Raw genomic sequence first — 18,962 nt, 5'->3', positions numbered from 1 at the left:
AGTGGTGTCGTTCAGGAGTTGTACGAGCTCTGCGCCCGCTCCAGCCCCTCCGTCACCAGCGCCTCCACCGCGTCGGCCGCGCGGTCCACGAAGTAGTCCAGCTCCTTGCGCTCGGCCGAGGAGAAGTCCTTCAGCACGAAGTCCGCGACCTGCATACGACCCGGAGGGCGCCCGATCCCGAACCGCAGCCGGTGGTAGTCCGGACCCATCGCCTTCGTCATCGACTTCAGCCCGTTGTGGCCGTTGTCGCCGCCCCCCAGCTTGAGGCGCAGGGTGCCGTAGTCGATGTCCAGCTCGTCGTGGATCGCGACGACGTGGGCGAGCGGCACCTTGTAGAAGTCGCGCAGCGCGTTCACCGGACCGCCGGACAGGTTCATGAACGACATCGGCTTCGCCAGGATCACCCGCCGGTTCGCCGGCCCCGGCGCCCCGATCCGCCCCTCCAGGACCTGCGCCTGCGCCTTCCCGGCCCGCTTGAACTTCCCGCCGATCCGGTCGGCGACCAGGTCCACGACCATGAACCCGACGTTGTGCCGGTTCGCCGCGTACTCCGGCCCGGGATTCCCGAGACCGACGATCAGCCAGGGGGCGTTGGCGGGGGAGGCCCCGGTGGGGGTGGTCACGTCCATGTCTCCTTGATACGCGCCAGCCGCCGCTCCCGGGAGGAAGCAGCGGCTGACGAACGATGAAACGAAGGTGAGGATCAGGCCTCGGCGGCCTCGTCGCCCTCGGCGGCCTCGCCCTCCGGGGCCTCCTCGGCCTGCGCGGCCAGCACCTGGAGGACGACCGCGTCCTCCTCGACGGCCAGGGTCACGCCGGACGGCAGGGTGATGTCCTTGGCGAGGACGGAGGCACCGGCCTCCAGGCCCTCGACGGAGACGGTGACGGACTCGGGGATGTGGGTGGCCTCGGCCTCGACCGGCAGCGCGTTCAGGACGTGCTCCAGCAGGTTGCCGCCGGGGGCCAGCTCGCCCTCGGTGTGCACCGGGATCTCGACCGTGACCTTCTCGCCCCGCTTGACCAGCAGCAGGTCGACGTGCTCCAGGAAGCCCTTGATCGGGTCGCGCTGCACGGACTTCGGGATCGCCAGCTCGTTGCTCTTGCCGTCGATGTCCAGGGAGATCAGGACGTTCGGCGTACGCAGCGCGAGCAGCAGGTCGTGGCCCGGCAGGGTCAGGTGGATCGGGTCGGCACCGTGGCCGTACAGGACACCGGGGACCTGGGAGGCGCGGCGGATACGACGCGCGGCACCCTTGCCGAACTCGGTGCGCGTCTGGGCGGCGAGCTTCACCTCGGACATGTGGATCACTCCTCGTAAAGACAGATGCGGACGTGGTCACCCGGCCACGAACGGCCTGCTACGAAGAGCGCGTCGATAACGGAGGCGTGGCCTCCCTCGCCGAGCAACTGGAGAAGTCTACTCGGCGCGGGAGGCCACGGAAAAATCGATCATCGGCGCCCACGGCGCGGGCGATCATGCAGAAGCGTTTTTACAGCTCACTGCTCGTCGAACAGGCTCGTCACCGAACCGTCCTCGAACACCTCACGCACCGCACTCGCGATCGTCGGCGCGATCGACAGCACCGTGATCTTGTCCAGATCACGGCTCAGCTCACCCGGCGTCGGCAGCGTGTTCGTCAGCACGAACTCACTCACCCGGGAGTTCTTCAGCCGGTCCGCCGCCGGACCCGACAGCACCCCGTGCGTCGCCGTCACGATGACGTCCTCCGCACCGTGCGCGAACAACGCGTCCGCGGCCGCACAGATCGTGCCGCCCGTGTCGATCATGTCGTCGACCAGCACACACACCCGGCCCTCGACCTCACCCACGACCTCGTGGACGGTCACCTGGTTCGCCACGTCCTTGTCACGCCGCTTGTGCACGATCGCCAGCGGCGCACCCAGCCGGTCGCACCACCGGTCCGCCACCCGCACCCGGCCGGCGTCCGGAGACACGATCGTCAGCTTGTCCTTGTCCACCTTCGTGCCCACGTAGTCCGCCAGCAGCGGAAGCGCGAACAGGTGGTCCACCGGGCCGTCGAAGAAACCCTGGATCTGGTCCGTGTGCAGATCCACCGTGAGGATCCGGTCCGCACCCGCCGTCTTCATCAGATCGGCGATCAGCCGCGCCGAGATCGGTTCACGACCCCGGTGCTTCTTGTCCTGCCGCGCGTAACCGTAGAACGGCACGATCACGGTGATGGAGCGGGCCGACGCACGCTTCAGCGCGTCGATCATGATCAGCTGCTCCATGATCCACTGGTTGATCGGAGCCGTGTGGCTCTGGATCACGAAGCAGTCGGCACCGCGCGCCGACTCCTGGTAACGGACGTAGATCTCGCCGTTCGCGAAGTCGAAGGCCTTCGTCGGGACGACCCCGACACCCAGCTGCTGGGCGACCTCCTCGGCAAGCTCGGGGTGGGCGCGGCCGGAGAAGAACATCATCTTCTTCTCGCCGGTCGTCTTGATCCCGGTCACAGCACTGTCTCCTCAGAGGTGTCTCAGCCGTACAGCCGCAGGTGCGATGAACTCCACGCCGGACGCGGAGGGCCGAATCAGCTGGTTAGGTGCGGGTGTGCACTTATCACGGTACGACGTCTTCGGCGCACCTGTTTCCGGTCAGTCCTCGCTCGCGCCCCGCCGGGAAGCCGCCTCGGCCGCCTTCGCCGCCGCGCTCCCCGGACGCTTCCGGGCCACCCAACCCTCGATATTCCGCTGCTGACCGCGGGCCACGGCCAGCGAACCGGGCGGCACGTCCTTCGTGATCACGGACCCGGCGGCGGTGTACGCACCGTCCCCGACCGTGACAGGAGCCACAAACATGTTGTCCGACCCCGTCTTGCAGTGCGACCCGACGGTGGTGTGATGCTTGTTCTCACCGTCGTAGTTGACGAACACACTCGCCGCACCGATGTTCGAGTACTCCCCGATCGTCGCATCACCGACGTACGACAGGTGCGGGACCTTCGTCCCCTCCCCGATCGAGGCGTTCTTCGTCTCCACGTACGTACCGATCTTGCCCTTCGCCCCCAGCCGCGTCCCCGGCCGCAGATACGCGTACGGCCCCACCGACGCGTCCGCACCGATCTGCGCGGAATCCGAGACCGTGTTGTCCACCCGCGCCCCCGCACCCACCCGCGTGTCCCGCAGCCGGCTGTTCGGCCCGACCTCCGCACCCTCCGCCACATGCGTCGCACCGAGCAACTGCGTCCCCGGATGCACGACGACGTCCTGCCCGAACGTCACCGTCACATCCACCCACGTGGTGGCCGGGTCGACCACCGTCACCCCGGCGAGCATCGCCCGCTCCAGCAACCGGTCGTTCAGGATCCGGCGCGCCTGCGCCAACTGCACCCGGTTGTTGATCCCCGCGATCTCCCGGTGGTCGGCCGCCACCGAAGCACCCACCCGGTGCCCGGCCTCCCGCAGGATCCCCAGCACGTCCGTCAGGTACTCCTCACCCTGACTGTTGTCCGTGCGCACCTTCCCCAACGCGTCCGCCAGCAACCGGCCGTCGAACGCGAACACACCCGAGTTGATCTCCCGGATCGCCCGCTGCGCCTCCGAGGCGTCCTTGTGCTCCACGATCGCCGTCACGGCGCCGGAACCGGCGTCGCGCACGATACGGCCGTACCCCGTCGCGTCCGGCACCTCCGCCGTCAGCACGGTCACCGCGTTGCCGTCGGTGTGGTGGGTCTCCGCGAGCCGGGTGAGCGTCTCCCCGGTCAGCAACGGGGTGTCCCCGCACACCACGACCACGGTCCCGTCGACCGTCCCGCCCAGCTCCTCCAACGCCATCCGGACGGCGTGCCCGGTGCCGTTCTGCTGCTCCTGCACGGCGGTACGGACGGCCGCGTCGACCTCGCCGAGATGCGCGGCGACCTGCTCGCGCGCGTGCCCGACCACGACGACCAGGTGCTCGGGGTCCAACTCACGGGAGGCGGCGAGCACATGACCCACCAGGGAACGGCCGCAGATGTCGTGCAGGACCTTGGGTGTGGCCGACTTCATACGGGTGCCCTCACCCGCTGCGAGAACGACGACGGCTGCCGGGCGAATGGCGCTCACGGATGTGCCCTTCGGCTTTGGACGGGTGGGGGTGACATCCGCAGGATACCGGGGCGTTTCCCGGGCGACATGAGAGCGGGCCCTGACGGTGCTGTCAGGGCCCGAACCCACGTCTTGTCTGCTGTGAGCTCCCCCGCAAGGATTCGAACCTTGTCCTGCTAGATCCAAAATCTAGTGTGCTGCCGGTTACACCACGGGGGACAGCGCTTCAGACCTTACCCGAGACGCCTCTCTGCCTGGGCCACGATTCCGCTCCACCAGCCCTCGATCCGGTTGTACAAGTGGGCGCTGCGGGCCACGCCGATGACAAGGCAACCGTGGTAGTCGTCGCCGGTGTTCTTGCGAACGGTCTTCGGGTTGTGCTTCTTGAGCGTCGGCCTGGCGAAGACCTCCGGGCCGATGTCCGCGATCCGCGCCCAGAACCGATGCGCTGCTCCGACGTCAGCCGATTCGTGGATGAGCAGCCGGAAACCCAGCTTCCCCCGGTCCACCTCCAGGAGATCGAGCCAGGCGAGGTAGACGCGGATCACCCCCGGGTCGCTGTTGACGAAGACCGCCCGCTCTCGCCGGTCGTACGGCTTGCTCTTCGACCCCTCGGCCCAGTACAGCGCGACGCCCGCCATGAACAGCTCGCGGTCCGTCATCTCGCCGATCTCCCGATGGGCGCTCGCCTTGGTCTTCCTCCGCTCTTCGTTGTCAGCCGCGCGGCGCTTCGCGAGCCCCTCCTGCATGAGAGCCCGTTGTTCTTCCGGCGTGTACCGGGGCTCCGGGCGCGGCAGGTCCCGGACCCACAGTGACACCGAGCTTCGCGAACAGCCCAGCTCCGCCTCGATCCGGTCGTACGTCCAGCCCTGCGACCGCAACTCCCGTGCCCTTGCCCGCAGGTCGTCCTTGGCGTTCGGGCGCTTCGTCCATTCCGGTGGCGGTTCCCCCTTCACCAGCTGGTTGAGGATGTCGTTGTTGAAGATCTTCAGTTCGTCCCGGATCTGTCGAAGGCTGTAGCCGCCGCGCCGGAGTGCCACTGCTTGCTCTCGCAGTGCTTCGAATTCCTTGTACTTGCTGGGTGGATGTGCCATGGGCATACCGTCCAGGCGGAATGGTGGGTTCCGGGGTCGAACGGGTGTGGTTCAGCAGTTCGAGGGTTTCCGGGGGGTTTCGGGGTTGTTCGGTTACGGAGTGTGGTGTAGGCGAGTAGACGAAACTCACCGGAAAAGCCCACCCTCGCGCCCGTAGGCTGGACGCATGACCACGACGGGGGCAGACCACGCGACGGCCGTGACCGGGCCGTGGTGGTGGTCGCGGTGGCGTAGTGCGGTGCTGGACGGGGCGCTCGCCCTGGTGTCGGGGTTGGAGTGCGGCGCGGAGGGGATCCCGTTCGCGCGGGACGCGGGGATCCCGTTGGCGGCGGGCATCGTGTTCGGTTTGCTGGCCGGTTCCGTGCTGGTGCTGCGCAGGAAGTGGCCGATCGCCGTCGTCCTGGTCGCGATCGCCGTCACGCCGGCCCAGATGGGCTTCCTGATGGGCATCGTCGGCCTGTACACGCTGGCCGCGGCGGAGCTGCCGCGCCGGATCATCGTGGCGCTGGCGGGCATGTCGCTGGTCGGCACGATGATCGTGACGTTCGTGCGGGTGAAGCAGGACATGGCGCGGGGGGATCTGACGCTGGGGGACTGGTTCGTGCCCTTCGCGGCGGTCACCACGTCCCTCGGGCTGACGGCGCCGCCGTTGCTGCTCGGGTTGTACGTGGGTGCGCGGCGCCGGCTGATGGAGAGCCTGCGGGAGCGGGCGGACAGTCTGGAGCGGGAGTTGCAGCTGCTCGCGGAGCGCGCGGAGGAGCGTGCGGAGTGGGCGCGGGGTGAGGAGCGGACGCGGATCGCGCGGGAGATGCATGACGTGGTCGCGCACCGGGTGTCGTTGATGGTGGTGCATGCGGCGGCGTTGCAGGCGGTGGCGCGCAAGGACCCCGAGAAGGCGGTGAAGAACGCGGCGCTGGTGGGGGACATGGGGCGGCAGGCGCTGACGGAGTTGCGGGAGATGCTGGGGGTGCTGCGTTCGGGGGAGGGCGCTCAGCGTCGTACGGCATCCGCATCGGCGTCGGCTGCGGTCTCGGTGCCGGGCTCGGGGGCGGCTGCGGCCGCCGTTTCGGTGGCCGTGTCGACGGCGCCGGGGTCGGTGCCGTTGGCGTCGGTGGGGGTGGCGGCCGCGGCGGCGGCTTCGCGGGTGGCCGAGGAGGAGGGGCCGTGGCTGTCGGAGCTCGATGTGCTGATCGGGCAGTCGGCGGCGGCGGGGATGGTGGTGGACCTGTCGGTGGAGGGGGATGTTCGGTCGTACGCGGCGGAGATCGAGCAGACGGCGTTCCGGGTGGTGCAGGAGGCGCTGACCAACGTCCACAAGCACGCGGCGGGTGCGAAGACGCATGTGAGGTTGGCGCACCGGGTGGCGGAGATCGCGATGCAGGTGGAGAACGAGCCGCCGCCGGAGCCGGCGTCGGCGGCGTCGGCCGGGCTGCCGTCCGGGGGGAACGGTCTGGTGGGGATGCGGGAGCGGGTGCTGGGGCTGGGCGGCGTGTTCGTGTCGGGTCCGACGGACGCGGGGGGTTTCCGGGTGTCGGTGGTGATTCCGGCGGCTTGATCGTGCGGGGTGGGGCTCAGCCGTGGGTGGTGAGGCGTTGTGGTGCGATGCCCGCGACGAGGGTGGTGAGGGCGTGGTCGATGTCGGGGCCGAGGTACCAGTCGCCGGTGTGGTCGAGGGCGTAGACGCGGCCTTCGGTGTCGACGGCGAGCAGGGCGTGGGTGTCGGTCTCCGCGCCGAGCGGGCAGACCTCGGTGCCGAGGGCGCGGCCCAGGTCGCCGAGGGTGCGGGCGAGGTGGAGGCCGTGCAGCGGGTCGAGGTGGAGGGTGGCGGGGGCGACCTGGCGGCCCGCTGCGGCGGGCGTGACGCGCAGGCCGCCGAACTCGGCCCAGGCCTCCACGGCGGCGGGGAAGACGGCGTGCCGGTGTCCGGCGGGTGAGACGTGGTCGCGCAGGGCGTCGGCCCAGATCTCGGCCTGTTTTATGTCCCAGCGTCCGGGTTGCCAGCCGGCGGTGCGCAGGGCGGTGTCGACGGGCGCGGGGAAGCGTGACGGGGGTTCCGCGGGGCGGGTGAGGCCGAGACTGGCGGACGTGGTGCGGTCGGCGTGCATCTGCCCTTCGTTCGTGTGTGGTGCGGGTGCGGGTGCGGGTGCGGGTGCGGGTGCGGGTGCTTCGTGTGAGGGGGTGTGGGGGCGTGTGTCAGTCGTCCTGGGTGGGGTCGACGACGCGGACGCCGAAGTGTGCGGTGAGGGCGGTGCAGGCCCGGCAGGGCGGGGCGAAGCTGCCGTGCAGCGGGTCGCCGTCCTCGCGTATCCGGCGGGCGGTGAGCTTGGCCTGCTTGAGGGCTTTGCGGGCCTCTCCGTTGGTCATGGGTTTGCGCAGGGCGCGTTTGCTGCGGGCGGCGTCGGCGGTGGTGATGTGCCGTGAGATGAGGATGGCCTCGGCGCAGCGGCCGGTGAAGCGGTCGCGCTGTCCGCTGGGGAGGGTGTCGAGGAACTCCTGGACCAGGGGGTGCAGCGGCGGCGGCTGGTCGCCGCGGGCGGCGGTGCCGGTGAGGGTGGCGCCGCGCACGGACAGGGCGGCGGCGACGGTGGGCAGGATGCCGTCGCGGCGGTGCTGGAGGGTGGGCGCGGGCGGTGCCCCGGTGCTGCTCCAGCCGATGCGCGGGTCGCCGGTGACGGCGCTGTGGGCGGCGCCGGGTACGGCGTTGTGAGGTCCCGTCTGTGTGGCGTTCATGATCGTCTTCCCCTCCCGGGCATCCCCCCGAAAGTCACAGACTGCCAAATCCCGTGGCGGGTGCGGTAGCTGGGGCGTCACGACACGCCCGGGTTTGGGCGGGCTGTCACGGCGGGGTGACGGCTGGTCACGAAGCGGAGGGCCGGTGACCGGGGTTCGCGTACCGCATAGGCTGTCGGCACCGCGATGGGCGCGGTCGACGCGTCTGGGACGTGGGAGAGACAGCCGGATACGGGCCGTGGCGCGCCGCAGGGGTGTGGTCCGGACTCGTACAGAGTGCCGCAGGGGGCAACCGTCATGACGACAGGTCGGCTCGGGCAGGCCGCGCCGCCGAACGCGGCCTATGCCGGGCAGGTCGTGCATTTCCCGGATCCGGTCCGGGCGGCACGTCACCCGAGAGGGGTACGTGTCGACGAGCGTGGCTACCCCGATTTCTCGCCCTACGCGCGTGCGGTGGCGGAGATCGCCGATCCGCCGGAGGGCTTCGGGGTCGACGAACTGCGGTTGACGGACTTCGTGTCCGCGAACGCGGTGCTGGCGGCTTCGGGTCACGAACTGTGGGACACGGTGCCTGCGGTGGCGACGCCGCACGGCTGGACCTGGCACCACGTGGTGGGTTCGCGGCGCCTTGAGCTGGTTCCGGTCGAGGTGAAGGCGCTGCTGCGGCATCACGGCGGGGTGGCGACGGCGCGGGTGGACCAGGGGAAGCGGGGGACGCGGCCGTTGCAGGAGACGCGTCCGGCGCACTTCGGGCTGCCGAAGTCGGGTGTGGCGGTGTCGGAGTCGCAGGTGCAGGGCGTCGAGGAGGACCTGGGGTACCGGCTGCCCGGTGCCTACCGGTCCTTCCTGAAGGCGGCGGGCGGTTGCGCGCCGGTGGGCACGGCGCTGCTCGCCGATCTGGGGCTGCTGGTCGACCAGCCGTTCTTCACGGTGCGCGACGAGGCGGCGGTCAACGACCTCGTGTACGTGAACAAGTGCCTGCGCGACCACCTGACCAAGGACTACCTCGGGGTCTGTTTCGTGCAGGGGGGCCTGGTGGCGGTGAAGGTGCGGGGCGACCGGCCGGGTTCGGTGTGGTTCTGCGCGTACGACGATGTGCGTGACGTGGACCCCTCGTGGTCGCCGGCGGAGCGCGTGGAGCGGCTGTTGCTGCCGTGCGGTGAGGACTTCGACGTGTTCCTGTCCCGGCTGGCGGGTTCTCCGCCGGAGTTGGAGACGGTGGCGAACCTGATGGTGGACGGCGGTTTCGCGCATGCCGTCCCGGTCGGCCCGGGGGAGTGAGTTTCGGCATGGTGACGTTCGCGCAGGCGCAGGAGCGCGCGGAGGAGTGGATCAACGGGGACGTGCCCGGGTACCAGCACCGTGAGGTGCGGGTGCGGGAGTTCGGGCTCGGGTTCGTGGTGTGGGGCGAGGACCGCGCGGAGGGCCCGCGTTCCGACGGGGGCGGGCAGCGGCTGGTCATCGCCCGGGACAGCGGGGAGGCCACGTTGTGGCCCGCGCTGCCGGTGGGTGAGGTGATCCGCCGGTACGAGGAGGAGTACGGCCGGGAGGCGGAGGTCGCCGACGCGGTGCCGGCGCCGGCCGCCCGGGTGGACCTGAATCAGACGTCGTTCTTGTTGAGCCCGCCGGAGTGGCTCCAGGACGCGGCGGACAAGCTGGGGATTCCGGACCGGCGGTCGGAGGGGGCTGAGAGTCCTGAGGGCTCGACGGGCTCGGGGGCGTCGGCGGCTGGTTCCGATGCGGGCGCCGGGGCGACTCCCTGGGCGGGTACGGACACGAATGCGGACGCCGGTGACGACCGTTCCGTCCCGTTGCCCGCGACGGTGTTCGCGCCACCGCTGAGTGACGCGGGCGACGGCGCGCTGGGTGATGCCGAGACGGCGCTGATGGCGGGCGGCAGTCGGCTGCCGCCGACGGCGGTGTCCCCGGCGCTCGACGACCCGAACAGGCCGGGCGCGCAGGGGGCGGCTGCAACGGAGGGCGGCGTTCCGGGAGCGCCCGGTACGCCCACCGCACCGGGTGCCCCTGGAACTCCGGCACCGCACGTCGGCAGCAGCACGACGCCGCCACCCCCGCAGGCACCCCCGTCGTACGGCTACCCGCAGGGTCCGGCGGCTCCGGACCGGGCTCCGCAGGGGCAGGACGCCGCGGGTGGGGCCGGTTTTCCGAAGGCGCCCGCCGGTTCCTCCTACGGTTACCCGCAGGCCCCGGCTGGCCCCGGTTACGGCTATCCGCAGCCGCCTGCCGGGGCGCCTCATGCGCCCCAGCCTCCCGTCGGCCCGGGTGCGCCGGGGCCGTCGCTCGCGCCGAACGCCGGTGACATAGCCGAGGCCGCGACGAGCAAGGCGGCGCCTCCGCCCCGCAGGGGACGCGGTGCGGCCGGTGCGCCGCCTCCGCCGCCGGGTGCTCCGGGAGCGCCGGGTGCCCGTCCCGGCGGTGCGCCTGAGCCGTCCGCGCCGGCGGGTGGGTACGCGCCGACGCAGATGATGTCCTCGCCGGGTCCGGGCGGACCTGAGGGGCAGGTGCCCGGTGCGCCGGGCAACCCGGGCGGCAGGCCGCCGGGCGATGTTCATCACGCGGCCACGATGTTGGCCGACCCGAGCGGCATGGGCGCGCAGCGGCCGCCGGGCGCCCCCGGCATGCCCGGTGCGCCGAACCCGCCCGGCGCTCCCGGAGCACCGGCCGCCCCTGGCGCTCCGCAACCGCCGGGCGCCCCCGGCATGCCTCCCGCGCCCCCCGGGCAGGGCTCTCCCGGCGGTTCCCGCGGAGCGGTGCACCACGCGGAGACCGTGCTCGCCGCACCCCCGGTGGGTGCCCCCGGTACGCCGCCGGGTGCCCCGCCGATGCCGCCGCCGATGCCGGCCGGTGCCATGCCGCCGCCCGGGCAGCCGGTGCCCGGGCAGCCCGTGCCCGGTGGGCCGCCGCCCGCGTACGGCTACCCGCAGCAGGGTCAGCCGACGGTCGGTCCCGGCTACCAGGCGGTGCTGCGCTACCGCGCGCAGGACGGCTCGGAGCAGCAGCTGATCCGGCGTTCGGCGCCGGGCACGCCGCACCCGGAGTGGCAGATCTACCACGAGCTGCGGGCCATGAACGTGCCGCCGGACCAGGTGCTGGAGCTGCACACGGAGCTGGAGCCGTGCGAGCTGCCGGGTGCCTACTGCGCGCGGATGATCCGGGAGCAGTGGCCGCAGGCGCGGCTGGCGAGCATCGCGCCGTACGGGACGGACCACGCGAGCCGGCAGCAGGGGATGCGTCAGTTGCTGGCGCATCAGGGCGAGTTGCACGAGGTGGCCGCGGGTCCCGCGCGGCCCGCGCCGGTGCGGGCGCCGTTGCCGCAGGTGCAGGCGGCGCCGCCGATCCCGCCGGAGGCGATCGCGCAGGAGCTCGGCGCGGCGTTCGGCCCCGGCGTGTTCCGGTTCGAGCAGGCTGCGGTGTCGCGGCAGGGCGTTCCGCCGATCGTGGCGCACACGCTGGTGGCCGCGGGGCTGCCGCTGGAAATGGGGCCGTTCTTCTGGGCGCAGGCCCAGCCGGGCCGTCCGGTGCCGACGCTGGCGGAGCTGGCGCAGGAGCGCGGGCTGCGGCCGGCGCCGGACGCGGGGTCGTACCTCGTCATGGGCACCGACTTCGGCAAGGCGGTCTGTGTGCAGTACGGCACCGCGAACATCGTGGCGGTACCGGTGGAGGCCGGTCCGGGCGGGGCGTCCGTGCCGCCGCAGTTCGTCAACACCGGGCTGCCGGAGTTCGCCCGCTGTCTGGCGCTGCTGGGCCGGATGTGGCGGCTCAGGTTCGGTCTGAACCAGGAGCAGGCGGGCCGTTGGACCGTCGACTTCCAGGCCCAGCTGGCCTCCTTGGACCCGGCGGCGCTGGGATCGCCGGAGAGCTGGTGGTCGGTGCTGCTGGAACAGATGTGGGACGGGCTGCTGTAGGGAGCGGTGACCGGCCCGGCGCGCAGGCGCTGACCCGTCGGCGGAGGGCGCACGGCTGAAGCCGTGCGCCCTTCGGTGCGTTTGTGTGCCCAGGTGTGCCCAGGTGCCCCGCGGGGTGCTTCGGCCGTGACATCTCTGCGGAGTGTCGCGTTATGAACACTTACGTCCCATCCATCAAGATGTGCGCGAAATCATCGTTTCTCGCGGTCCGGTGGAGAGGGGTTCCCAGGGTGAGCAACGCATCGATGTCGCCGTACGGTTTCGCGACCGTGCGAGGGCGTGGCTACCGCCCCGAGCAGGTCGACTCGTTCCTGGCCGCGCTCTGCGAGGACCGGGACGCGGCCTGGGAGCGTGCCGCGCGGCTCACCGTGCTCGCCAAGGACATGGGTGCGGAGGCCGAGCGGCTGCGGATCGCCGTCGAGCAGCTCCCGCCCCAGTCCTACGAGGCTCTCGGGGACCGTGCGCAGCGGGTGTGGCGGCTGGTGCAGGACGAGGCGACGGCCCTGCGGGACAACGCCCGGCGGGCGCTGACGGACGGGGCCGCGCAGTGCGAGGAGAGCGTCGAGAACGCGCTTCGGGCGGCGCAGGAGCAGGCCGACGCGCTCCGCGCGGACGCCGAGGAGCGTGCCCGTCAGCTGCTGCTCGCCGCGCGTGCGGAGGCGGACGACATCCGTATCGGCGCCCGTCTCGACGTGAAGGAGTGGCGGGGCGAGGCCCTGGCGGCGTTGCGTGAGGTGCGTCAGCGCACCACGGCGATGCTCGCGGAGCAGGCCAAGCAGCATGCCGAGCGGTGGGCCGAGGCGGAGCGCGAGGAGGTCGCGAGCGCCGCCGCGGTCGACGCGCACAACGCCGAGCGGATCGCCCGTGCGGAGGCGGCCCTCGCGGAGGCGGAGCGTGCCCTGGAGGAGGCGGAGGAGTCGGCGCGCCGCTCGGAGGAGGAGGCGCACGCGCGGGCCGCCGAGATCCTCACGGAGGCGCGGTTGCGTGAGGAACGCATCGCGCGGGAGACCGAACGGGTGCTGCGCGAACACGGCGAGACCTGGGACGACGTCCAGGCGCACATGGACCACATGCGCGACAGCCTCATGACCCTGACGGGGCGCGCGGCGGCGGAGTAGCGCGCTCACGCCCCGGGCGGCCTCACGCCCCCGCGGAGACCTCACGCCCCCTCGGCGGCCTCCCGCCCCCGGCGGGAGGCGCCCGCCAGGATCCAGCCCTCGACCGCCTCGTACTGCCGTCGCTGCTCCGCGGCCCCGCGCCGGCCGGAGGCCACCGTCCCGAGCCATCCGAGCAGGAAGCCGGCCGGGATGGAGACGATCCCGGTGGTGGTGAAGGGGAACCAGTTGAAGTGGGCGCCCGGGAAGGCGGCGCCGGGCGAACCCGAGACCAGGTTGGTGCCGGGCATCAGCAGCAGCACGGTGAGGCTGCCGCCGATGAGCGTGCAGAGTAGGCCGGTACGGGTGTAGCGGCGCCAGAAGAGGCCGTACACCAGGGCGGGGGCGAGGGCGGAGGCGCCGAGGCAGAAGGAGAGGGTGACCAGGGGCTGCAGGCTGTGGTGCTGCACGAGGGTCGCCAGCAGCACCGTGGGGACTCCGGTGGCGAGCGCGCAGACGCGGGCCACGCCCATCTCGCGGCGGGCCGGCATTTCCCGGGCGCGGGTGGCGAACACGTCGTGGGCGAGGGAGTTGGCGCAGGCGAGGATCATGCCGGCGACGGAGGCGAGCAGGGTCAGGAAGATCGCCGTGGTGACGGTGGTGAAGAGCAGGGTCTCCGCGGTCGACACGTCGGTTCCGAAGGCCGCGCGGGAGCCGAGCAGGTAGGCGGTGTTGCCCTGGGGGTCGGCGGCGGTGACGGCGGCCCGGCCGACCAGGGCGGTGGCGCCGAACCCGACGACGCCGACGACCAGCGCGAACAGGGCCACGCAGGACACGGCCCAGGACATCGAGCGGCGTACCTGGCGGGCGCTGGAGGCGGTGTACATGCGCATGGTGACGTGCGGCAGGCAGGCGCCGCCGAGGACGATGGTCAGCTCCGAGCTGATCATGTCCAGCCGGGGCGCGGGGCCGCCCCTGAACTGGAGGCCCGAGTGCAGGAAGGCGTCACCGGCGCCGCTGCCGCGGGCCGCCGCGGTGAGCAGGGCGCCCGGGTCCCAGTGGAAGCGGTGCAGGACCAGCAGGGCGACCACGGTGCCGGAGCCGAGCAGCATGACGATCTTCAGGATCTGGATGAGGGCGGTGCCCTTCATGCCGCCGATGGCCGCGTAACTGATCATCAGGGTGCCGAGGCCGATGACGCAGCCGGTTCCCACCGACCGGTCGGAGAAGCCGAGGACGAAGGCCATCAGCTGTCCGGCTCCGGCGAGTTGGACCAGCATCAGCGGCAGCAGGGCGGCGATGGTCACCGCGCAGGCCGCGATCCGCACCGAACGGCCGGGCATCCGCCGGGCCAGCGCGTCGCCCATGGTGAACCGGCCCGCGTTGCGCAGCGGTTCGGCGAGCAGGAACATCAGCAGCAGGAGTGACAGGGCCGTGCTGAGGGCGAGTACGACGCCGTCGTAGCCGCAGAGGGCGATCACGCCGCCGGTGCCGAGGACCGTGGCCGCGGAGATGTAGTCGCCGGCGATCGCGAGGCCGTTGCGCAGCGGTGAGAGGGAGCCGTAGCCGGTGTAGAACTCGTCGAGGTCGTCGCGGTCCGGGCCGGCCATCACGCACAGCAGCAGGGTGAGCGTGGCGACCGCGGTGAACGCGACCAGGGACATGGAGTGCGCGGAGCCGCTCAGTCCGGTCACCGTACGGCCCCCCGTCTGGCGTCCAGTTCCGCGGTTCTGCGGATCCGGTCGGCGAGGGGGTCGACATGGCGGCGCGCGGTGCGCTCGTACAGGACGATCGCCAGCCAGGTGACGGGGACTTGCAGGAGGGCGAGGAGCAGCCCCGCGGGTACGCCGTCGGCGACCGTGCGGGTCATCAGGCGGGGCGCGAACGCCGACAGCAGCAGGAACAGCGTGAAGTAGCCGAGGGCGGTCAGGGTCGCGGCGCGCCGCTGGAGGCGGTAGGCGCCGCGCAGCACGCGCAGGTCGCTGTGGTGGCCGACCGGCTCCCGGTGCGGCACGTGCCGGGGCTGCGCCGGCTGCGGCGGCGACGGCCGCCAGGGGTAGGTGGGGTGGGGCGGGTCGGGTGGGCAGGGGTGGTGGGACATCCCGGTGCTCCTTGCGTGGCTCGGGTCCGTGGCGGCGGACCGCAGGGAGAGGGAGCGGGGCACGCACGTTACTCGGAGGTATCCGGAGCGCGCGCAGTTTTCCCCGAACTGGGCGGTCGGTATGCGCTTACTTCATCAGAACGTGTCTGACCTCGGGTGTTACCCGCGTTAACCCTGAGGGGGGAGGCGGCTCCCGGGGGCAAGGGTGGAGCCGGACCCCTAGACGGTCTCCACCCGGCGGTGGAGGACCCCTAGGGGGTTCTCCGCATCACGGCTCGGGGAGGGGTCGTACCCCCGGAGGACGAGACGGCGCCCCCGTCGTCCTTAACCTGGCTTTACGCCGCCGGGGGGCGGTTGACCGAACCCGCGGAGGTGGGGTTTTCCCCCGGGGAAGACGGGGCTTCGCACCAGCGCGGAGCGCCCCCGCCGACCGCGAGACTCATCGACGTACCGCACGCAGCACAGCAAGGGGCGGCACCACGCTGCCCGTTCGCTGACCGACTTAGGAGACATACCGTGACATCGGCTGTGACCATTCCCAGGCACGGGGGTACTGGAGGGCGTACGGCCGTTGCCGCGCGGGCGCGGCAGGTCGTCAAGGCGTACGGGTCCGGGGAGACCCGGGTCGTCGCCCTGGACCACGTCGACGTGGACATCACGCGGGGACAGTTCACCGCGATCATGGGCCCCTCGGGGTCCGGCAAGTCCACCCTGATGCACTGCCTCGCCGGGCTCGACACCGTGACGAGCGGTCAGATCCACCTGGACGAGACCGAGATCACCGGCCTGAAGGACAAGAAGCTCACCAAGCTGCGCCGGGACCGGATCGGCTTCATCTTCCAGGCGTTCAACCTGCTGCCGACGCTGAACGCGCTGGAGAACATCACGCTGCCCATGGACATCGCCGGGCGCAGGCCCGACAAGGAGTGGCTGCAGCGCGTGGTGACCACCGTCGGGCTCGCGGACCGGCTCAAGCACCGCCCCACCCAGCTCTCGGGCGGTCAGCAGCAGCGGGTGGCCGTGGCGCGCGCCCTCGCCGCCCGCCCCGAGATCATCTTCGGGGACGAGCCGACCGGGAACCTCGACTCCCGCGCGGGCGCGGAGGTCCTCGGCTTCCTGCGCCGCTCCGTGGACGAACTGGGCCAGACCATCGTCATGGTCACCCACGACCCGGTGGCCGCCTCTTACGCGGACCGCGTCCTCTACCTCGCCGACGGCCGGATCGTCGACGAGATGTTCGAGCCGACCGCGGACACCGTCCTCGACCGCATGAAGGACTTCGACGCCCGGGGGCGTACGTCATGACCGTCCTGAAGACCTCGATGCGCAACTTCTTCGCGCACAAGGGGCGCATGGCCCTGTCGGCGGTCGCCGTGCTGCTGTCGGTGGCGTTCGTGTGCGGCACGCTGGTGTTCACGGACACGATGAACACGACGTTCGACAAGCTGTTCGCGGCCACCTCGTCCGACGTGACGGTCAGTGCCAAGAGCGCCTCCGACACCGGTCAGACCACCTCCGACGACGGCAGGCCGCCGGTCCTGCCCGCCTCGGTGGTGGCGAAGGTCCGCGCGGCGCACGGTGTCGAGGCCGCCGAGGGCACGGTCTTCTCGACGTCCGTGACCGTCGTCGACGCCCGGAAGGACAGCCTGTCGCCGTCCAGCGGCGCCCCGACCATCGTGGGCAGCTGGAACTCCAACGACGCCCGCACCATGAAGATCACCTCCGGTGCGGCGCCGAAGAACGCCGGCCAGGTCATGGTGGACGCCGACACCGCCGACAAGCACCACCTGAAGCTCGGCGACCAGATCGGCGTGATCAGCGCGGTCGGCACCCACACCGCGAGGATCTCCGGCATAGCCGACTTCACCGTCACCAACCCCGGTGCCGCGATCTTCTACCTGGACACGAGGACCGCGCAGCGGACGCTCGTCGGACGGACCGGTGTCTTCACCAACGTCAACGTGACCGCGGCGCCCGGCGTGACCGACCCGCAGCTGAAGCGGAACGTGCTCGCCGAACTCGGCACCGCCTACAAGGTGCAGACCGCCAAGGAGACCGCCGACGCCAACCAGAAGGACGTCGAGAGCTTCATGGACGTCATGAAGTACGCGATGCTCGGCTTCGCCGGGATCGCCTTCCTGGTCGGCATCTTCCTGATCATCAACACCTTCTCCATGCTGGTCGCCCAGCGCACCCGCGAGATCGGCCTGATGCGGGCCATCGGCGCCGGCCGCCGCCAGGTCAACCGCTCCGTGCTCGTCGAGGCACTGCTGCTCGGCGTGGTCGGCTCGGTCCTGGGCGTCGGCGCGGGCGTCGGCATCGCGGTCGGCCTGATGAAGCTCATGGGCTCCATGGGCATGCACCTGTCGACCAGTGATCTGACGGTCGCCTGGACGACCCCGGTGGTCGGCCTCGTCCTCGGCGTCGTCGTCACCGTCCTCGCCGCCTACCTGCCCGCGCGCCGCGCCGGCAAGGTCTCCCCGATGGCCGCGCTGCGCGACGCGGGCGCCCCCGCCGACGCCAGGGCGGGCGTCGTACGCGCCCTGGTCGGCCTCCTGATGACCGCGGGCGGCGGCTACGGCCTGTGGATGGCCTCCACCGCGGACCAGGCCAAGGCGGGCTCGCTCTGGCTGGGGCTCGGCATCGTGGCCTCGCTCATCGGGTTCGTCGTCATCGGCCCGCTGCTCGCGGGGGGTGTCGTACGGGTCCTGGGCGCCGTCCTGCTGCGGATGTTCGGCCCCGTAGGACGCATGGCCGAACGCAACGCGCTGCGCAACCCGCGCCGCACCGGCGCCACCGGCGCCGCCCTGATGATCGGCCTCGCCCTGGTCGCCTGCCTCTCGGTGGTCGGCTCCTCCATGGTCGCCTCCGCCTCCGACCAGCTCGACAAGACCGTCGGCACCGACTTCATCATCCAGTCAGACAGCGGCCAGCGGATCACCCCGCAGGCGGTCACGGCCGTCAAGGACGTACCCGGCCTCGCCCGGGTCACCGAGTACCGCACCACCACCGCCGACTACACCACCCCCGACGGCAGGACGCTCAAGGACACCGACATCACGGCGGCCGACCCGACCTACGCGACCGACCTGCGCACCAAGACGGTCGCCGGCGACCTCAAGGACGCCTACCTGCCCGACTCGATGTCCGTGCACCAGAAGTTCGCCGAGGCCCACGGCATCCACCTCGGCTCGAAGATCACCGTCAGGTTCAAGGACGGCGGCACCGCGCACCTCACGGTCCGCGCGATCACCAGCAGCGACGTCGTCATCGACCAGGGCGCCAAGTACACCTCTCTCGCCACCCTCGCCAAGTACGTCCCGGCCGACCGGATGCCGCTCGACCAGCTGGTCTTCGCCACCGCCAAGGACGGGCAGCAGGACAGCGCCTACAAGGCGCTCAAGACCGCGCTGCACGACTACCCGCAGTACACCGTGCGCGACCAGACCGACTACAAGCAGGCGCTGAAGGACCAGATCGGCCAGCTGCTGAACCTGATCTACGGTCTGCTCGCCCTGGCGATCATCGTCGCGGTCCTCGGTGTCGTGAACACCCTGGCCCTGTCGGTCGTCGAGCGCACCCGCGAGATCGGCCTCATGCGGGCCATCGGACTCTCCCGCCGCCAGCTGCGCCGCATGATCCGCATGGAGTCCGTGGTGATCGCCCTGTTCGGCGCCCTGCTGGGCCTCGGACTCGGCATGGGCTGGGGCGCGACCGCCCAGCAGCTGCTCGCCCTGCAGGGCCTGAAGGTCCTGGAGATCCCCTGGCCCACGATCATCGGGGTCTTCGTCGGCTCGGCCTTCGTGGGCCTGTTCGCCGCCCTGGTCCCGGCGTTCCGCGCGGGCCGCATGAACGTCCTGAACGCCATCGCGACGGACTGACGGGACGCGGACACAGACCACCGCACACGGGGGTTGCGGGGGAAAGGCCCGGCAGGGCGCCGATCAGGGCGTTCACCACGGACTCC

Annotated in this window: 15 protein-coding genes and 1 tRNA gene; 6 read left to right on the top strand and 10 right to left on the bottom strand. The window is 71.5% G+C overall.

The window, feature by feature from the left end; all coding sequences use genetic code 11:
- Window positions 1–11: 11 nt before the first annotated feature.
- The 6 genes from pth to AB0G52_RS09045 all read right to left on the bottom strand — a co-directional run bounded on the left by pth (window position 12) and on the right by AB0G52_RS09045 (window position 5,144).
- A complete protein-coding gene (pth, locus tag AB0G52_RS09070; protein WP_132891889.1) occupies window positions 12–629 on the bottom strand; it encodes an aminoacyl-tRNA hydrolase in 618 nt (205 codons plus the stop codon).
- 74 nt (window positions 630–703) lie between these two features.
- Complete coding sequence (locus AB0G52_RS09065) at window positions 704–1,300, bottom strand: 50S ribosomal protein L25/general stress protein Ctc (RefSeq protein WP_132891888.1); 597 nt, start codon at window positions 1,298–1,300, stop codon at window positions 704–706.
- Between the two features lie 197 nt (window positions 1,301–1,497).
- Window positions 1,498–2,478, bottom strand: a complete 981-nt coding sequence (locus AB0G52_RS09060) for a ribose-phosphate diphosphokinase (protein ID WP_132891887.1) — start codon at window positions 2,476–2,478, stop codon at window positions 1,498–1,500.
- Window positions 2,479–2,619: 141 nt separating this feature from the next.
- Window positions 2,620–4,068: a bifunctional UDP-N-acetylglucosamine diphosphorylase/glucosamine-1-phosphate N-acetyltransferase GlmU gene (gene glmU, locus AB0G52_RS09055; protein ID WP_132891886.1), complete on the bottom strand. Its 1,449-nt coding sequence runs from the start codon at window positions 4,066–4,068 to the stop codon at window positions 2,620–2,622.
- Window positions 4,069–4,196: 128 nt separating this feature from the next.
- Window positions 4,197–4,269 (bottom strand) — tRNA-Gln (locus AB0G52_RS09050).
- A 14-nt stretch (window positions 4,270–4,283) separates the two neighbouring features.
- Complete coding sequence (locus AB0G52_RS09045) at window positions 4,284–5,144, bottom strand: hypothetical protein (protein WP_132891885.1); 861 nt, start codon at window positions 5,142–5,144, stop codon at window positions 4,284–4,286.
- A 166-nt stretch (window positions 5,145–5,310) separates the two neighbouring features.
- Here AB0G52_RS09045 and AB0G52_RS09040 point away from each other — a divergent pair, with 166 nt between their 5' ends.
- On the top strand, window positions 5,311–6,699 hold the full coding sequence (locus AB0G52_RS09040) for a histidine kinase (RefSeq protein ID WP_132891884.1): 1,389 nt from the start codon (window positions 5,311–5,313) through the stop codon (window positions 6,697–6,699).
- A gap of 16 nt (window positions 6,700–6,715) precedes the next feature.
- Here AB0G52_RS09040 and AB0G52_RS09035 read toward each other — a convergent pair whose 3' ends face one another.
- Window positions 6,716–7,249, bottom strand: coding sequence for an SUKH-3 domain-containing protein (locus AB0G52_RS09035; protein WP_132891883.1), 534 nt, complete (start codon window positions 7,247–7,249; stop codon window positions 6,716–6,718).
- Between the two features lie 88 nt (window positions 7,250–7,337).
- Window positions 7,338–7,874: a YwqJ-related putative deaminase gene (locus AB0G52_RS09030; RefSeq protein WP_132891882.1), complete on the bottom strand. Its 537-nt coding sequence runs from the start codon at window positions 7,872–7,874 to the stop codon at window positions 7,338–7,340.
- A gap of 297 nt (window positions 7,875–8,171) precedes the next feature.
- Between AB0G52_RS09030 and AB0G52_RS09025 the strand changes: the two genes are divergently transcribed.
- The 3 genes from AB0G52_RS09025 to AB0G52_RS09015 all read left to right on the top strand — a co-directional run bounded on the left by AB0G52_RS09025 (window position 8,172) and on the right by AB0G52_RS09015 (window position 12,918).
- Window positions 8,172–9,155 carry an SMI1/KNR4 family protein gene (locus AB0G52_RS09025; RefSeq protein WP_132891881.1) on the top strand — a complete coding sequence of 328 codons (984 nt, stop codon included), beginning with the start codon at window positions 8,172–8,174 and terminating at the stop codon, window positions 9,153–9,155.
- A gap of 8 nt (window positions 9,156–9,163) precedes the next feature.
- Complete coding sequence (locus AB0G52_RS09020; protein ID WP_361335167.1) at window positions 9,164–11,800, top strand: SUKH-4 family immunity protein; 2,637 nt, start codon at window positions 9,164–9,166, stop codon at window positions 11,798–11,800.
- 230 nt (window positions 11,801–12,030) lie between these two features.
- Complete coding sequence (locus AB0G52_RS09015; protein WP_361335164.1) at window positions 12,031–12,918, top strand: cellulose-binding protein; 888 nt, start codon at window positions 12,031–12,033, stop codon at window positions 12,916–12,918.
- A 41-nt stretch (window positions 12,919–12,959) separates the two neighbouring features.
- Here the strand turns inward: AB0G52_RS09015 and AB0G52_RS09010 are convergent, their stop codons facing one another.
- Together AB0G52_RS09010 and AB0G52_RS09005 are read right to left on the bottom strand one after the other, a co-directional pair.
- Entirely contained in the window at window positions 12,960–14,558 is a 1,599-nt protein-coding gene (locus AB0G52_RS09010; RefSeq protein ID WP_132891972.1) for a cation acetate symporter, read from the bottom strand.
- 26 nt (window positions 14,559–14,584) lie between these two features.
- Window positions 14,585–14,995: a DUF485 domain-containing protein gene (locus tag AB0G52_RS09005; RefSeq protein WP_132891879.1), complete on the bottom strand. Its 411-nt coding sequence runs from the start codon at window positions 14,993–14,995 to the stop codon at window positions 14,585–14,587.
- Window positions 14,996–15,511: 516 nt separating this feature from the next.
- Between AB0G52_RS09005 and AB0G52_RS09000 the strand changes: the two genes are divergently transcribed.
- Both AB0G52_RS09000 and AB0G52_RS08995 read left to right on the top strand, forming a co-directional pair.
- A complete protein-coding gene (locus tag AB0G52_RS09000) occupies window positions 15,512–16,300 on the top strand; it encodes an ABC transporter ATP-binding protein (RefSeq protein ID WP_132891878.1) in 789 nt (262 codons plus the stop codon).
- Window positions 16,297–18,876, top strand: coding sequence for an FtsX-like permease family protein (locus AB0G52_RS08995; RefSeq protein WP_361335160.1), 2,580 nt, complete (start codon window positions 16,297–16,299; stop codon window positions 18,874–18,876). The genes AB0G52_RS09000 and AB0G52_RS08995 overlap by 4 nt, the downstream gene beginning before the upstream one ends.
- Window positions 18,877–18,962: the final 86 nt, after the last annotated feature.

The sequence above is a fragment of the Streptomyces sp. NPDC021562 genome (assembly GCF_040640875.1).
Taxonomy (GTDB): Bacteria; Actinomycetota; Actinomycetes; order Streptomycetales; family Streptomycetaceae; genus Streptomyces.
Note: the sequence above shows the minus strand (reverse complement) of the source record. Positions and strands in the feature narration are given on the sequence as shown.

What these genes read in the sequence shown, in the direction of transcription:
- pth (WP_132891889.1), bottom strand. Translation starts at nt 629, where the DNA reads ATGGACGTGACCACCCCCACCGGGGCCTCCCCCGCCAACGCCCCCTGG.
- AB0G52_RS09065 (WP_132891888.1), bottom strand. Translation starts at nt 1,300, where the DNA reads ATGTCCGAGGTGAAGCTCGCCGCCCAGACGCGCACCGAGTTCGGCAAG.
- AB0G52_RS09045 (WP_132891885.1), bottom strand. Translation starts at nt 5,144, where the DNA reads ATGGCACATCCACCCAGCAAGTACAAGGAATTCGAAGCACTGCGAGAG.
- AB0G52_RS09040 (WP_132891884.1), top strand. Translation starts at nt 5,311, where the DNA reads ATGACCACGACGGGGGCAGACCACGCGACGGCCGTGACCGGGCCGTGG.
- AB0G52_RS09035 (WP_132891883.1), bottom strand. Translation starts at nt 7,249, where the DNA reads ATGCACGCCGACCGCACCACGTCCGCCAGTCTCGGCCTCACCCGCCCC.
- AB0G52_RS09030 (WP_132891882.1), bottom strand. Translation starts at nt 7,874, where the DNA reads ATGAACGCCACACAGACGGGACCTCACAACGCCGTACCCGGCGCCGCC.
- AB0G52_RS09025 (WP_132891881.1), top strand. Translation starts at nt 8,172, where the DNA reads ATGACGACAGGTCGGCTCGGGCAGGCCGCGCCGCCGAACGCGGCCTAT.
- AB0G52_RS09020 (WP_361335167.1), top strand. Translation starts at nt 9,164, where the DNA reads ATGGTGACGTTCGCGCAGGCGCAGGAGCGCGCGGAGGAGTGGATCAAC.
- AB0G52_RS09010 (WP_132891972.1), bottom strand. Translation starts at nt 14,558, where the DNA reads ATGTCCCTGGTCGCGTTCACCGCGGTCGCCACGCTCACCCTGCTGCTG.
- AB0G52_RS09005 (WP_132891879.1), bottom strand. Translation starts at nt 14,995, where the DNA reads ATGTCCCACCACCCCTGCCCACCCGACCCGCCCCACCCCACCTACCCC.
- AB0G52_RS08995 (WP_361335160.1), top strand. Translation starts at nt 16,297, where the DNA reads ATGACCGTCCTGAAGACCTCGATGCGCAACTTCTTCGCGCACAAGGGG.